The sequence below is a fragment of the Paenibacillus sp. J31P316 genome, from assembly GCF_056269105.1.
In genome coordinates, this window is the sequence record NZ_JBWDNI010000003.1 from 668,234 (window position 1) to 682,193 (window position 13,960).

A 13,960-nucleotide genomic window follows, 5' to 3' on the forward strand; every position below is an offset into this window, starting at 1 on the left:
GAGGCGAAGCCGATGTTCAAGCTGCTGATCGCGGAGGACGTGAGGACGGTTCGCGAGACGCTGGCCCGTTCCATTCCGTGGGAGAAGCTCGGCATTTCGTTGCTGGGCACCGCCGAGAACGGAGAGGAAGCGATGGCTTGGCTGGATCAAGGCCGCGAGCAGCCGGACGTGCTGCTGACCGATATCGGGATGCCCAAGATGAACGGGCTGGCGCTGATCGAAGCGTTCAAGGCGCGCAAGCCAGACATCCGCTGCATCATTTTGTCCGGGCTCAACGAGTTCGAGCATGCCAGGAAGGCGATCAAGCTTCAGGTGCAGGAGTATATCCTGAAGCCGATCGATCCCGGCGAAATCGCCGGCGTATTCGCGAATGTCGTCCGGGAATTGCGCGCGGAGCAGGAAGCGCGGAGCGGCGGCGCCGCCGGATCCGGGCTGACGCCGGGCGGACAGCAGCCGGGCCGGGCTGATACTTCGGATGCCGGCGAACGGTCCGGCGACTTGAAGAAGAAGAAGCTCGTCGACCAGGCGGTCCGCTATATGAAGGACCATTACATGCGCAAGGACTTGGCCTTGCCCGACGTTGCGGCCGCGGTCGGGCTCAGCGACAAATACATGAACGTGCTCGTCAAGGAAGTGACCGGCGCGACGATCAATCATGCGATCATCCGATTGCGGATGGAAGAGGCCGCGCGTCTGCTGAAGGATCCTTCCAACCGGATTTACGAGATTTGCGAGCGAATCGGCTATGCGGATCTGGATCATTTTCGCGAAGTATTCAAGCGGCAGTACGGCGTGACGCCGACCGAGTATCGCAACAGCTATGCTTAGGACAGACCATTCAATAGGAGCATGCTTAGAAGCAGGAAGCCGTTCAGCGCAAGAAGAGTCGCTCGCAAGGCGGGCAAAGAGAGGAGCAAACGCATGGATAGGATGATTGTGGAAGAAGCGGCCAGGCGCGTCTGCGGATACATGATGCACAGTCGCCCGGATACGTGGGGAGACCATGCTTGGACCGACTGGGCCATGAATATCGACAGATGGGACTGGAATTCGGGCGTCGGCATCATCGCGGCAGCCGATTACGGGAAGCGGGACCCGGGCGGAACGGTCAATCGCGAGATCGAAGCATGGGTCAGGCGCAACATTCGGCAATCCGAGACGGCGATGGTCGTGAACGCGGTCGCGCCCTTCGCCGTTTTCCCCGCGCTGCATGAAGAGACGGGGGAGTCGTTCTACGCGGAGAAGAGCAGGGATATCGCCGCATGGCTGATCGGCGAGGCACCCCGCACGCGCAGCGGCGCGTTCGAGCATACCGTAACCGAGCAGGCCTCGTTCGCGGAGCAGATCTGGGCGGACACCGTCTTCATGGCGGTGCTGTTTCTTGCCCGAACTGCCGGGATGACCGGGGACCGCCGCATGGCCGACGAGTCGATGCGGCAGGTGCTGCTGCATCTGCAAGCGCTCCAGGACGAAGAGACGGGCCTGCTGTATCACGGCTGGAACTGCGGCACGGGCGATTGGATGTCCGCCGCGAAGTGGAACCGGGCGAACGCCTGGAATGCGGTCGGGATCCCCATGATTCTGGAGGCCGTCGCGACAACGGATTATTATGATGCCGAACCGCTGGGCGAAATCAAGGAAAGGTATCATCGGCTGGCGGAGGCGCTTGCCGCCCGGCAGCAGCCGGGCGGATTATGGCCGACCGTCCTCGATCGGCCGGCCACCTACGAGGAGACGTCCGGGTCGGCCGGCATTGCGTGCGGCTTGTACAAGGCAGCCCGCTCGGGACTCATTCCGGCCTCATTGATCGGCACCGCCGAGCGGGCGGTCCCTGCCGTGCTGAGCCGGATTGGCGGCAACGGCGCGGCAGCCGGCGTCTCCGGGGGGACGCCGGTGCTCGCGAGCATCGAAGCGTACGACGAGGTGCCGATCTTTCCGACCTTGTACGGGCAAGGCTTGACGCTGATGCTGCTGACGGAAGCGCTGAAAGCTTGACCGAAGAAGACGCGGCAGCCGGCGTCTTCTGAGGAACGCCGCTTGCGGTCCGTTGATCATCTTGCGGCGAATCGAACGTTGTAAGGCTGGCCGTTGGCATTTTGTTCGAGGTTGCTGTTAAACTGAAGTCGTCTATCTCGTTCGTCATCAACGGGAGAGACGGCTTTTTCTTGAAGGAGGAGACGATTGGCGATGAAATTCCGGGATATGGATCTATTCAGCGGCGAATGGCTGCGGTTCGCGGCCGTGCGGCCGGACGATGCCGCGCAGCTGTCGATTTTTACCGAGAGCTATGACTACATGCGCAATGTGGATACCGAATACGCGGTACGGCAAACGGCGGAGTTTTACGAACAGGCCGAGAACGGCAAAAACACGATCGAGTTCATGCTCCGGACGATCGAGGACGACCGGCTGGTCGGCTTCGCCGCGCTCCACGGCATCGAGTGGAACAACCGCTCTTCGCGGATGGCCGTCGGCATCGGACATGCCAGCGACCGGGGACAAGGCTACGGCCGGGATGCCGTCGCCATGCTGCTGCGCTACGCGTTTCTCGAGCTGAACCTGGAGCGGATCAGCCTCGAGGTAATCGCTTATAATGAAGCGGCCTGCAGGACGTATATCGGGGCCGGGTTCGTCGAAGAAGGCAGGCTTCGCGAAGCGGTCCTGCGCGGAGGCAAACGCTACGACCTGATCGCGATGGGCCTGCTGTCCCGCGAATGGGTGGCACGCCAAGAGAACGCCGACGAAGACGGCGTTCTCTGATCTTGCGCGTATAGGACGGACATGAAACAAACCTCGGCAATCCGGCGAACGATTATGCTACGCCCACTCGCGGGCCCATTTCTTCATCTCCAGCAGTATGCCGCTGAACGCTTCTCCTTTGTCCGTCAGCCGGTATTCGACGGTCGGAGGGACGGTGGCATGGCTTTCGCGAACGACGACTTGATTCTCTTCCAGGTGACGCAGCGTTTCGGTTAGCGACTTGGAGCTGATGCCCGCAATGGCGCTCTTAAGCTCTCCGAATCGCTTCATCCCGTGAAAGAATAGCTCGCGAATGACGAGGAACGACCATTTTCCGCCGATGATTCGTAACGATTTCTCGATTTCGCATTCATGTGATTCGGAATTTCCCACTACTGTATGCCTCCTCTGCGTTGTTGATTTCCCTTAAATGATTTCAATGGCGGCGGCCGGATTTCCTGCCATTAGTCACCGCAAGGTAACCAACTATAGTAAAAGTGCGTACTTTCGGCATTGGGGCAGATCGATTAAGATAGAGCTGACCGATACTACGAGGAGGTTCGCTATGTATACTAGGAAGCTGGGAAAGACGGGAATCGACGTGTCCGAGATCGGATTCGGCGCTTGGGCAATCGGCGGCGATGCCTGGGGACCGGTCGACGATGCGCAATCCTTGCGGGCGATGGAAGCCGCGGTTGAGCTCGGAGTCAACTTTATCGATACGGCGGACGTATATGGCGACGGCCGGAGCGAGAAGCTGGTGGCCAAGCTGATCGAAGGCAGGCGGGACGAGCTGGTCATCTCCACCAAGGGCGGGCTGATGGGACATCATCGCGACCCGCAGGGGGAACCGGTCTATGGACAGCCCGCGAAAGTAATCGAGGCGTTCGAGAACAGTCTGAGACGATTGGGTACCGATTATATCGATGTCTATTTCTGCCACCTCTGGTGGGATAAGCAGGAAGAGACGGAAGCGTTCATAGAAGCTTTCAAGCAGTTGAAGCACGACGGCAAGGTGAGAGCGGTTGGCGTCTCTACCGAAAACTTCGACTATATCAAGCATTTCAATCGCGAGGGCGGATTGGACGCCGTTCAGCTCGACTACAGCATCCTGAACCGGTCCGTGGAGAGCGAAGTGCTGCCTTATCTGCAGGAGCATGGCATCGGCGCCGTTGTCCGAGGACCGCTGCGGATGGGCATTCTCACAGGGAAGTTCCATGGCGGAACGGTCTTCGAGGAAGGCGATATCCGAAGAAACTGGCCCAAGGAAGCCTGGTTTGCCGACAGTCTGGCCAAAGTGGAAGCGCTTCAGGGGCTTGCGAACGAGGAACGTACGCTGTCGCAGGCTGCCCTGCGTTACGTGCTGAACCATCCGGCAATTTCCGTCGCGATTCCCGGCGCGAAGACGGCCGAGCAAGCGGCCCAGAACGTTAGCGCATCGGTGAGGCCGCTGCTGTCCGACGAAGATTTGAGCATCATCGACCGCGTAAAATAAATCATGTTATCGCAAAGGAGCGGAAGACCATGAAAGTACTTGTAACCGGAGCATCCGGCAACGGCGGTCAGGCCGTATGCCGGGAATTGCTGCGAGCGGGTCATCAAGTGAGAATGGCGGACGTCATGCCCTCGAACGCGGCGGATCTGGCTGCGGCCGAGTTCGTTCGGTGCGATACGCGGACGGTTTCGGACGTCCGGCAGGCCGTCCAAGGCATGGACGGCGTCATTCATTTGGCGGCATGGCATTGCGCGCATCAACCGCCGGTAAGCGACGATACCATCTTCGCGGTCAATGTGGACGGTACTTATAACGTGCTGGAAGCCTGCAGACAGGAAGGCATCCGTTCGATCGTATACGCGTCGTCGATGGCTTACGGCTGGTGGTCCGTCTATGGCGTCAGCAAAGTAATCGGCGAAGATCTGTGCCGTACCTATCATGAGATGACGGGAGCCTCGATCGCGATGCTCCGTTACCATGAGTTTATCCCGAGACCGTATCTGGAGTTCGGCGAACGGCTGCTGCGCAACGGAGTGGACCGCAGAGACGTTGCATCGGCTACGGTAATGGCACTGGAAGCCGCCCATAAGCAAACGTTCGGTCTGTTCCGAACGATCGTCCATACCGATCATGGCATGCCCGAGCAGGTGCGGGCCGATTTCGCCAGCCTAGGGCTTGATTGGTGCGAAGAGCAGGTACCGGGAGGTGCAGCGTTGCTGGCGAAATACGGAATCGAGCTGCCGAAGGAAGTCGAGCAGCATGATTTGTCCGAAGCGAAGGATGTTCTGGGCTGGCAGCCTCGGATCGGATTCATCGATTTTCTGCGGGATCTGAAGCAGCGGGACGAGGAAGGGCTTGGCATTCACGATCTTATCGTACCTTCCGAGCTTCCGCGGGCGATGTCGCAGGCGGGAAGTCTCTCGGTTTAATTCGAGATTGCATACTTACGAGAGGAGGAGAGCCATGAACATTTTGATAACCGGTGCTTCCGGGAACTTGGGGTCCGGCGTCGCGGAACGATTGAAGCCGCATCACGACGTTCGCCTAACGGATTTCTCGCCCGTAAGCACGGAGCTGCCGTTCTACCAAGCCGACGTCCGTGAAACAGGGGCGCTCGACCGGGCTTCCGAAGGTGCCGACGTCGTCATCCATACGCCGGCTTGGCATGGCATTCATCTGGGGACGGTTCCGGAGCAGCAATTCTACGAATTGAACGTGACGGGAACGTTTCAAATGTTTCAATCCGCGGTTAAGAACCGGGTGCGCCGCGTCGTTTGGTTATCCAGCATGTCCGTGTACGGCACCGATTTCTATGCTTATACGAAGAAGTTGGGCGAGCAACTATGCCAGTACTATCATGACCATCATGGAATCGAAGTCATCATGCTGCGCCCGGCCGACTTCACGCCGTACCGGACGATCAGGCAATACGGAGAGCGGCTGCTGCATGGCGGGGTAGACCGTCGCGACGTTATTCAAGCCGTCGTACAAGCAGTGACTTGCCAACAAAGTTTCGGAGCCTATCATATCGAACGTCACGATCCGTTTACGGACGAGCTGCTGCAGGCCTATGCCGAATCGCCGGTTGACGCTTGGGAGAGGCTGTATCCCGGCGCGAAGCAAGTCATTGAACACTATGATTTCCAAGTGCCGGCTCAGCCGCATGCGAGGGATCTGACCAAGGAACGCCAAGAGCTCGGCTACGAGCCGATTTATAATTTCGGCACCTTTTTGCAAGCATTCACGAAGCAGGGACGAATCATGGAATAAACGACCGCACACGGCAACATTGGTTTCGAGTTTCTGTCATTGGCTTTCTCGATATCATCACGGATTGACTGGACATAGATAGGCATGCGCGTCGTATTCGCATATCCATTGCTGTGACATCTGAAGTGACATCCCATTGAGGAGGAATTATCATGCAAAAAGCAGTGCTGGGCAGAACGGGACTCGAGGTAACGAAGCTGGGGTTCGGCGCCATGGAAATTCGCGGTCCCCGGATCTGGGGCGGCCGGCCGGTTGCGGACGGAGAGGCAGAACGAATCTTGAACGCCGTGCTGGACGCAGGGATCAACTTCATTGATACGGCTTATGATTACGGCTTGAGCGAAGCGTATATCGGGCGTTACATCAGCCACCGCCGCAGCGAGTATATTCTGGCTACGAAATGCGGATGCACGGTCGTCGATAGCGGCGATCACGATGAGACGCCTCATGTCTGGACAAGGGATAATTTGCTGCACAACATCGAAACAAGCCTGCGGCGAATGAATACGGACTATATCGACCTGCTGCAGCTCCACAATCCGACCGTCGAACAGACCGAGGAAGGCAGCTTGGTAGACGTGCTTCGGGAAATCCAGGCTTCCGGCAAAGTGCGCTGGATCGGCATCTCCTCGACGCTGCCGCATATTACGAGCTACATTCAATCCGGCGTATTCGACAGCTTCCAGATCCCGTACTCCGCGCTGGAACGAGATCACGAGAACATCATCTCGGATGCGGCGAATGCCGGTGCAGGTACGATTATCCGCGGCGGCGTAGGCCGCGGAGAGCCCGGCGCGGGACTCGGCAATGAGGATCGCTGGGCCGTGTGGGAGAAGGCGAAGCTCGATGAGCTGCTGGAGGAAGGCGAGAGCCGGACCGGCTTCATCCTGCGGTACACGCTCGCCCATCCGCATCTGTCCACGACCATCGTCGGCACGAAGAATCCGGAGCATCTGGCCGAGAATATTCGGATTGCCGACAAAGGCGCACTGCCCGCGGCGATCTATGAGGAAGCGAAGCGCCGTCTTCAAGCTGCCGGGCAAGGCCCGAAGAGCTGAGCCGTTTCGTAGTGTCGGGACGTTCGAACATCGTAGAACAAGCAAGCAACCGAGCTGTCGGTTGCTTTTTTTGTGCAGATGGAAGTTAGAGCAGCGATAAGGATTGCATGTTTCGAATCACTTTTCTTAACGTCACGTTTCTTTAGCGCGAATTTCGAGGATATCCGCCGCCTTAACACGGAGCGAACAAACCTTTGCCATAATCAAGGCTGGGTTATGCGTTTAACACTGCGGGAGGAGACGGAAGCTATGAATCGGTTGTTGGAGGTATTGAAGGTATCCTTTCGTCTCGGGCTGACGTCTTTCGGCGGGCCGATCGCGCATTTGGCGTATTTTCGCGAGGAATACGTGATGCGGCGCCGTTGGCTGACGGAGGAGAGCTACGCGGATCTGGTCGCGCTCTGCCAGTTTCTTCCCGGACCGGCGAGCAGCCAGGTAGGCATTGCGATCGGCATCGGGCGCGCGGGCCTGCTCGGCGGGCTGCTCGCCTGGGTCGGCTTCACGCTGCCGTCCGTCGTCCTCCTGATCGCCTTTGCTTTCGTGCTGCAAGGACTGGATGTCCGTGACGCCGGCTGGCTGCATGGGCTCATGATTGCCGCGGTCGCCATCGTCGCCCAGGCCGTCTGGGGCATGGCCGCAAAGCTGGCGAACGGGAAAGCGACGGCCGCCATCGCGATCGGATCCGCCGTCGCGGCGCTGCTCGTTCCTTCGCCTTTCGTTCAGGCGGGGATTATCGCGGCGTCGGGGCTGATCGGCTGGCGCTGCCTGCGCGCAAATGACGCGCCTATATCCGAGCCTCTGCCATCCGTGATTAGCCGCCGGACCGGCGCGTGTTTCCTCGCGGCATTCGCCGCATTGCTGCTGGCGCTTCCGCTGCTGCGGACCGCCGCGACGAACCACGCGCTCGCGCTGTTCGACAGCTTCTACCGCGCGGGCGCGCTCGTCTTCGGCGGCGGCCACGTGGTGCTGCCGCTTCTGCAGCAGAGCGTCGTGCCGACGGGCTGGATGACCGACGGCCAATTCCTTGCCGGGTACGGCGCGGCGCAGGCCGTGCCCGGTCCGTTATTCACGCTCGCCGCGTACCTTGGCTTCGTATCCGGGCCTGCCCCGAACGGCATCGCGGGCGGCCTGCTCGCGATCGCCGCAATTTTCCTGCCGGCCTTTTTGCTCGTTGCGGGGGCGCTTCCTTTCTGGAACGCCATTCGCTCGAAGCCGGCTTTTCGGTCGGCGCTCTCCGGCATCAACGCCGGCGTCGTCGGCATACTGGCGGCGGCGCTCTACGATCCCGTCTGGACGAGCGCCGTCCGTTCCGGATCCGATTTCGCCCTGGCGCTCACCGCATTCGGACTGCTCGTCGTCTGGAAGCTGCCGCCGTGGGTCGTCGTCGCCGTATCGGCGCTTGGCGGCCTGGCGCTGCCGTATATCTAGGCGTGCTGCAAGTTTACTCGTTTTTAACGAATCAAGCTATGCAACTCAATATTACTTATCCAATATGCCAGCAGCAGTCCGGGACTAATTTACTTGTCCATGGCTGCTGCTGTTTCGTCTTTATAGTCAGCCTAATCTATTATTCCCTCATGTCATAAATAGGAAAACACATCCAATTATCTTTCTCTTTTTCGGACTATCCATCCAACGTATCATGGACTAAACAAGAGCAGCCTCAATCGACGGCCCTTGGCGCCAGGCGGAAGCACCAACGTGCCATCCACAGCCGGCATTCGCACAAAGGCTCTCCAATATCGTCCGGAAGGAGCATCAAATATGCTGCTGTTGTTTTCCCCTTTTCTTCTGCTGGCGTTCTCCGCACTCGTTCGGGCCGTGTTCACGTTCTCGCGAAAAGCAGGAGCGAGCGAACAAGGCGAAGATCTGACGGCAGCCCGGATCGTAGACGTGCTGCTGCTTGGAATCGCATCGTTTCTCTTGCTCATCGGCTTCGTGTTCGATTCGAAGATGGTGCCGGGCGGAGCGCCGATGGAAATATACGCGGAAACCAAAGAGCCATTATTTGCGTACGCGTCTTTGTCCCACAAGCATAGCGCGGTACTTTGCGTAGACTGGCTGCTCGGCTTCTTCTCCTATTGGGCGCTGAGAATTCATCATAGGCGGCTTTCTCCGATCGTATATACATGCTGCAACGTTTTTCTGACACTATGCATCTTGCTGACCGTCCTCTATCTCGTTCATACCGGCTTTTCGGACTACGATTTTAATGAAATCTTCACCGTCCTGCTGCTCCAAACCGGGAGCTTGACGACTAGCCTGCTTTACCTCGCGCAGCTCAAGCGTTCGTTGGACGTTTGGAAAGCATCCGCGAAGGAGAGGGACGAGGAGACGATGCCCGCCTGGCTGCGGCCTCTTCATCGCTTCATCATCAAGCGACGCCGGAGGTTTCCGGCGCTCTGGCTCACGCTGCTGCTTCCTGTCCAGCTTGTCGTTCAGTTGCTTCTCGTTTTGTTCGGCCAGCGGCCGGATGGCGTCGTGCGGGCGTTTCTGGATACGAGCGGTTTCCACCTGTCAAGACTGCCGGCACCGCCGCCGGAGCTGGTAGGGGGAGACGGCCATTATTTGTGCACCGTCGCCGCCTTAGGACATCGCCGCCTGGTCAAGCCGCTTCGGCCGGGAATTCGGCATGGCGCGCCCATTACGGTGAACCGGCAGCTGATGATCGCCAACGCGTTCGAGAACGTGCTGGAACAATACATGCCCGCCTGTCACCGGACGATTCGCCGACTATATGACAACTACGGATATCCGTTAAGCCGGCAGATTCGCTCGAAGCTGGCGGCAGACGCGGTCTATGTGGCGATGAAGCCGCTGGAATGGTTTTTTCTGCTCGTACTGTATATCGTCGACACCCGTCCGGAAGACCGGATTCAAGCGCAATACAGCGGGTTAGGCAAGCACGTGAGGCCGACCGGACGCCGAATGGAAAAGGAAGAGTCGGTAGATTGCCATCGAACATGTTAAGATGGAGACAGCTCGAGGGGAAATAGATCGACGTAAAGGCATAAAGCCAGCCCTATCCCTTGTTAGGAGTTGACCTCTTACGATGATTGTGGAGAATCACCTTATTCTATGGAATCATGTATCGCTGAAAATAATGGACGTGCAGCGGATCAAGCTTCCCGCTAGCGAACCGATTGGTGAGCATCTGCACAATTTCCAGCTCTCTTCGAGTGCGCTATTGCATACGATACAAGGTCGTGCCCGGCTCCGGATGGACGGGGATGAACATCTGCTGGAGAAGGGATACGTGTGTCACGCCGGCAAAGGCGCCATTTTATCGATCACGGACATCACCGACCCCATCGAATATGTTCTGATTTCATATAAGGCCACACTGCCGATGCCGTGCAGTCAAGAGCTGCTTCAATTGCTGGCTAGCACGAGACCGTTCGACGTCCGATATGGGTTTGCGGCCAGCCACGCTGCGCCGCTGCTCCTAGTCTTGGCCCGCATGGAGCAAGAATGGGGAACGTCATCGGCGATGGGGAAGCTGCAGGCAAAATCATTGTTTTACCAATTCATTTGCGAACTGATGGGACAACTGCAGCATCGGCGACCGGAGCAGGCTTCGTCGGATATCGTGCTGCAGGCTGCCAGATATATGGATGAGCACTATGCCGAACCGATTACGGCAGATACGCTTGCCGCGCTGCTGAATTGCAGCCCTCGGACCATGCAGCGCATGTTCAATAAACGGTTGGCCCTTGGGCCGATCGATTACCTGATGCAGATTCGGATCGACAAGGCCAGAGAATTATTATGTCGTACGGATGCGGGGCTGAAGGATATCGCCGAAGCCGTCGGCTATGCGGACAGCTATTATTTCAGCCGATTATTCAAGCGGTATACGGGCGTCTCGCCAAGCGGCTATCGAAAATTGATGCAGCTAGCCGGAGGCGATGAAACGGTGAACGGAGCCGTGAGCGCTCCGGCGCTGGGAACTGCGGGAGCCATCAATAAGGCTTCATCAGATCCGCTGCATGCGGCTATCCGTCGTTCACGGCGCTCGATCATTCACCTTCGGGGCGAGCTGCTGCTCGAGCAGCAGCCTGAGCATATAGCCGTGCTGGATCCGCAGTTCATGGACCATATGTTGGCTCTGGGCGTGCAGCCGGCCGGCAGCGTCATGGCAACCGGAGACTTTAGCAGCTTTCCCGAGCATCTGAGCGGCAAGCTGAGAGCGGTCCAGCCCTTGGGAACATTGGGCAAACCCGATCTTGAAGCGCTGCTTGACCTGGCGCCCGATCTGATTATCTGCACCGAGTTCCAGAAGCATATCTATGGAGACCTCGCGCAGATCGCGCCGACCATCATGCTCGAGCGCAACCGCGACTGGAGAGAAACGTTGCGAATCATCGGGCGGATAACGGGCAAGAAGCCGGAGGCGGAACAGGTCATCCGGCAGTATAAGCTCAAAATCAGCGGGTTGAGATCCGCGCTGGCAGCCAAGCTGCAAGGGCAGTCCGTAACGATGATCCGGCCGCAGAACAATCTCATTCGGCTGCATACGTCCGCGCATCGTACGGCGTCAATTCTATACAACGATTTGGGCTTATATCCGCCGAAGCTGGCCGTCGATCGCAGTAGGAGCAGCTCGAATCTATCGTTGGAGGGATTGCCGGAGCTGGATGCGGACCATTATTTCGTGTTGACCGACAAGAAGGGGAAAGCGTGGTCGGACGAGATTCAGAACACGGCAACGTGGAAGAGTCTGCGCGCCGTAAAGCAGAAGCACGTTTACCAAGCCAAAGCGAGCACGTGGATTGCTTATTACGGTCCGATCGCCATGAATCAGGTCGTCGATCAAGTGGCGAACGTTTTCTTGGATGCGTAATAGCCGCTGTATCGTAATGGGCAAGCAGGGCTAACGCTTTAATTCGTTTTCATATCAGCACCGTTGCAGCTGGATATTCGATCCGAACAACGGTGTTTTTTGTCGTCATAATCCATCGCCGATGGCGCAAGTATCCATTGAAGACAGGCGTGCGAGTCGTTATAGTATTGTAAGTGATGATGATATTCATTCTCAATAAGAATAGCGGAGGGTTATACATATGTATCCGAAAATCAAGTTCGCATGGACCTTTAGCCTGCTGGTAAGCTTAGTTTTGTTTCTGGGCGCATGCGCAAACAACGCCAACCAAGGCAGCGACAATGCCGGGGCAGGAAAGACGAATCAACCTCAGGCCAATCAAGAGGAGCCCGTAAACGGCAATGCCGTAGCAGAGCCCGCTGAAGCAGCGCCGGTCACCATCAAGCATCTGAAAGGCGAAACGACGCTCGAGGGCGTACCGCAGAAAATCGTCGTGCTGGACGTCCAATATGCGGATCAAATGTTGGCGCTGGGCGTCAAACCGGCGGGCAGCGTTGTAGCCGAAACCGACGACGGCCTTCCTCCTTATCTGGGCGATAAGATGAGCGATATCCCGTTACTCGGCACGTACGTGGCGCCGAATCTGGAAGGCGTGCTTGCCGTGCATCCGGATCTCATCATCGCGACGGAATTCCATAACGAGATTTACGATGCTTTGCTCAAAATCGCGCCGACGATCGTACTGGAACGCAACGAGGATTGGCGGACCGTATTGCTGAAGTTCGGGCAAATCTTGAACAAGCCGCAAGAGGCGCAAGCGCTGGTGGATGGTTATCGACAAAAAGTCGGCGATCTTAAAGCGGCACTGGCGGACAAAATGCAGGGACAGACGGTTGCCCTGGTCCGGCCGAGGGATAAAATGATTCGTCTCCAAACGACATCCCATCGCACTTCGCAGATCTTGTACGACGATCTGGGCTTAACGCCGCCCAAAATGGCAGTCAACGAAGCGGATACAAGCACGATGATATCGCTTGAGGTGATGCCGGAGCTGGCTCCCGATCATATGTTTCTTCTTCAGGACGACACGAATTTGGAGCTGACGAACGAATTCGCGAGCTCGTCGATCTGGAAAGATCTGAACGCGGTGAAAGCCAAACAGGTCTATGAGGAGAACACGGCGCAGTGGATCGGGTATTACGGGCCGATCGCGATCAATTTAATTGTCGACCAAATCGCGGATGCGCTCGAATAAGCGGTTTGAACAGAGCGTCCCAGAGGGGTGGCCGATGAATATTATGCCGTCACGGCTCGCGCAGGATGAATGGGAATACGTGAACCGACACTTTGGCTTGCGTGAATACGATGCAGCCCGTCAGGCGAATTCGGTGAGCGTGATTGATTTGCTCGATGAGGAGAGGTGCGCGGATTATCTGGACAGGATGACGGAGGTTCTCCGGTCGCCGTCGAGAATGACCACCGCGTCGCAGTTTTTCAAACGGTACGCCTTCTTAAGCGCTGTTCCGCTGCTGTACGCCATGACGGTGTACGACAAGGGGCTGGACTTCTCTGCCGGGAATTGCTTGTTTGAATCTTCATCGGGTCATACGCTGCTGGATCATGTCAGTCTAGCCGATGCGAGTGCAGCATTGCCCGAAGCTAGCGAACGGCATGCATGGCGCGATACGGTTATGCAAGCTCTCTTTGCCGGGAATATCGGGAAATTAATCGCGGTCATGTCCAGCGCGGCCAAGGCGCCAAAGCCGATTTTATGGGAAAATGTTGCGGTTCGCATATTCTCGCTCTACGAGAAACGAATCGGAGTAATTGGGGAACAGCGGCAGCAATGCCGCGGACGGGAAGACTTTCAGTATCTGATTCATGAGGCGCCGGGTGCTTTGTTCGGGGAAAAACAAAACCCGCTAAGCCGCTTTTACGGCAAATCGACGTGCGCATCGGAATCTGCTGCGTCGTTGCGGGTTCGCAAAACCTGCTGCTACTACTATGAAGTCTCCAGCGTAGAAGAATACTGCGACAGCTGCCCGAAGTTGACGAGCTGAAGGGAACCACGCGCTG

General features: G+C 57.5%; 13 protein-coding genes. 12 read left to right on the forward strand and 1 reads right to left on the reverse strand.

Translation table 11 applies throughout. From position 1 onward, the window contains the following. Nucleotides 1-12 precede the first annotated feature (12 nt). The 3 genes from AC0YNU_RS13970 (at nucleotide 13) to AC0YNU_RS13980 (ending at nucleotide 2,760) form a co-directional block, all read left to right on the forward strand. Nucleotides 13-828, forward strand: coding sequence for a response regulator transcription factor (locus AC0YNU_RS13970; protein ID WP_475757403.1), 816 nt, complete (start codon nucleotides 13-15; stop codon nucleotides 826-828). A gap of 93 nt (nucleotides 829-921) precedes the next feature. Next, nucleotides 922-1,995 carry a glycoside hydrolase family 88 protein gene (locus AC0YNU_RS13975; protein WP_475757405.1) on the forward strand — a complete coding sequence of 358 codons (1,074 nt, stop codon included), beginning with the start codon at nucleotides 922-924 and terminating at the stop codon, nucleotides 1,993-1,995. Between the two features lie 192 nt (nucleotides 1,996-2,187). Then, nucleotides 2,188-2,760 (forward strand): GNAT family N-acetyltransferase, encoded by a 573-nt coding sequence (locus AC0YNU_RS13980; protein ID WP_475757407.1) that lies wholly within the window; start codon nucleotides 2,188-2,190, stop codon nucleotides 2,758-2,760. A 57-nt stretch (nucleotides 2,761-2,817) separates the two neighbouring features. Here AC0YNU_RS13980 and AC0YNU_RS13985 read toward each other — a convergent pair whose 3' ends face one another. Further along, nucleotides 2,818-3,132 (reverse strand): winged helix-turn-helix transcriptional regulator, encoded by a 315-nt coding sequence (locus AC0YNU_RS13985; RefSeq protein WP_475757409.1) that lies wholly within the window; start codon nucleotides 3,130-3,132, stop codon nucleotides 2,818-2,820. Nucleotides 3,133-3,304: 172 nt separating this feature from the next. Between AC0YNU_RS13985 and AC0YNU_RS13990 the strand changes: the two genes are divergently transcribed. From AC0YNU_RS13990 to AC0YNU_RS14030, 9 genes are all read left to right on the forward strand, one after another. After that, nucleotides 3,305-4,234, forward strand: a complete 930-nt coding sequence (locus AC0YNU_RS13990) for an aldo/keto reductase (RefSeq protein WP_475757411.1) — start codon at nucleotides 3,305-3,307, stop codon at nucleotides 4,232-4,234. Between the two features lie 29 nt (nucleotides 4,235-4,263). Then, the gene (locus AC0YNU_RS13995) at nucleotides 4,264-5,163 is read left to right on the forward strand and encodes an NAD-dependent epimerase/dehydratase family protein (protein WP_475757414.1); all 900 of its coding nucleotides are present in this window, start codon (nucleotides 4,264-4,266) and stop codon (nucleotides 5,161-5,163) included. 34 nt (nucleotides 5,164-5,197) lie between these two features. Next, nucleotides 5,198-6,004, forward strand: a complete 807-nt coding sequence (locus AC0YNU_RS14000) for an NAD-dependent epimerase/dehydratase family protein (protein ID WP_475757416.1) — start codon at nucleotides 5,198-5,200, stop codon at nucleotides 6,002-6,004. Nucleotides 6,005-6,156: 152 nt separating this feature from the next. Beyond that, complete coding sequence (locus tag AC0YNU_RS14005; protein WP_475757418.1) at nucleotides 6,157-7,062, forward strand: aldo/keto reductase; 906 nt, start codon at nucleotides 6,157-6,159, stop codon at nucleotides 7,060-7,062. A 249-nt stretch (nucleotides 7,063-7,311) separates the two neighbouring features. Then, nucleotides 7,312-8,490 carry a chromate efflux transporter gene (gene chrA, locus AC0YNU_RS14010; protein ID WP_475757420.1) on the forward strand — a complete coding sequence of 393 codons (1,179 nt, stop codon included), beginning with the start codon at nucleotides 7,312-7,314 and terminating at the stop codon, nucleotides 8,488-8,490. 336 nt (nucleotides 8,491-8,826) lie between these two features. Further along, nucleotides 8,827-10,032, forward strand: a complete 1,206-nt coding sequence (locus AC0YNU_RS14015; RefSeq protein ID WP_475757423.1) for a DUF6688 domain-containing protein — start codon at nucleotides 8,827-8,829, stop codon at nucleotides 10,030-10,032. 82 nt (nucleotides 10,033-10,114) lie between these two features. After that, nucleotides 10,115-11,905, forward strand: coding sequence for an ABC transporter substrate-binding protein (locus AC0YNU_RS14020; protein ID WP_475757425.1), 1,791 nt, complete (start codon nucleotides 10,115-10,117; stop codon nucleotides 11,903-11,905). Between the two features lie 220 nt (nucleotides 11,906-12,125). Further along, on the forward strand, nucleotides 12,126-13,139 hold the full coding sequence (locus tag AC0YNU_RS14025) for an ABC transporter substrate-binding protein (RefSeq protein WP_475757428.1): 1,014 nt from the start codon (nucleotides 12,126-12,128) through the stop codon (nucleotides 13,137-13,139). Nucleotides 13,140-13,173: 34 nt separating this feature from the next. Continuing rightward, nucleotides 13,174-13,944 (forward strand): IucA/IucC family C-terminal-domain containing protein, encoded by a 771-nt coding sequence (locus AC0YNU_RS14030; RefSeq protein WP_475757430.1) that lies wholly within the window; start codon nucleotides 13,174-13,176, stop codon nucleotides 13,942-13,944. Nucleotides 13,945-13,960: the final 16 nt, after the last annotated feature.

Bases quoted from the DNA above. Each gene is read 5' to 3' on its own strand.
- AC0YNU_RS13970 (WP_475757403.1), top strand. From the start codon at position 13: ATGTTCAAGCTGCTGATCGCGGAGGACGTGAGGACGGTTCGCGAGACG.
- AC0YNU_RS13975 (WP_475757405.1), top strand. From the start codon at position 922: ATGGATAGGATGATTGTGGAAGAAGCGGCCAGGCGCGTCTGCGGATAC.
- AC0YNU_RS13980 (WP_475757407.1), top strand. From the start codon at position 2,188: ATGAAATTCCGGGATATGGATCTATTCAGCGGCGAATGGCTGCGGTTC.
- AC0YNU_RS13990 (WP_475757411.1), top strand. From the start codon at position 3,305: ATGTATACTAGGAAGCTGGGAAAGACGGGAATCGACGTGTCCGAGATC.
- AC0YNU_RS13995 (WP_475757414.1), top strand. From the start codon at position 4,264: ATGAAAGTACTTGTAACCGGAGCATCCGGCAACGGCGGTCAGGCCGTA.
- AC0YNU_RS14000 (WP_475757416.1), top strand. From the start codon at position 5,198: ATGAACATTTTGATAACCGGTGCTTCCGGGAACTTGGGGTCCGGCGTC.
- AC0YNU_RS14005 (WP_475757418.1), top strand. From the start codon at position 6,157: ATGCAAAAAGCAGTGCTGGGCAGAACGGGACTCGAGGTAACGAAGCTG.
- chrA (WP_475757420.1), top strand. From the start codon at position 7,312: ATGAATCGGTTGTTGGAGGTATTGAAGGTATCCTTTCGTCTCGGGCTG.
- AC0YNU_RS14015 (WP_475757423.1), top strand. From the start codon at position 8,827: ATGCTGCTGTTGTTTTCCCCTTTTCTTCTGCTGGCGTTCTCCGCACTC.
- AC0YNU_RS14020 (WP_475757425.1), top strand. From the start codon at position 10,115: ATGATTGTGGAGAATCACCTTATTCTATGGAATCATGTATCGCTGAAA.
- AC0YNU_RS14025 (WP_475757428.1), top strand. From the start codon at position 12,126: ATGTATCCGAAAATCAAGTTCGCATGGACCTTTAGCCTGCTGGTAAGC.
- AC0YNU_RS14030 (WP_475757430.1), top strand. From the start codon at position 13,174: ATGAATATTATGCCGTCACGGCTCGCGCAGGATGAATGGGAATACGTG.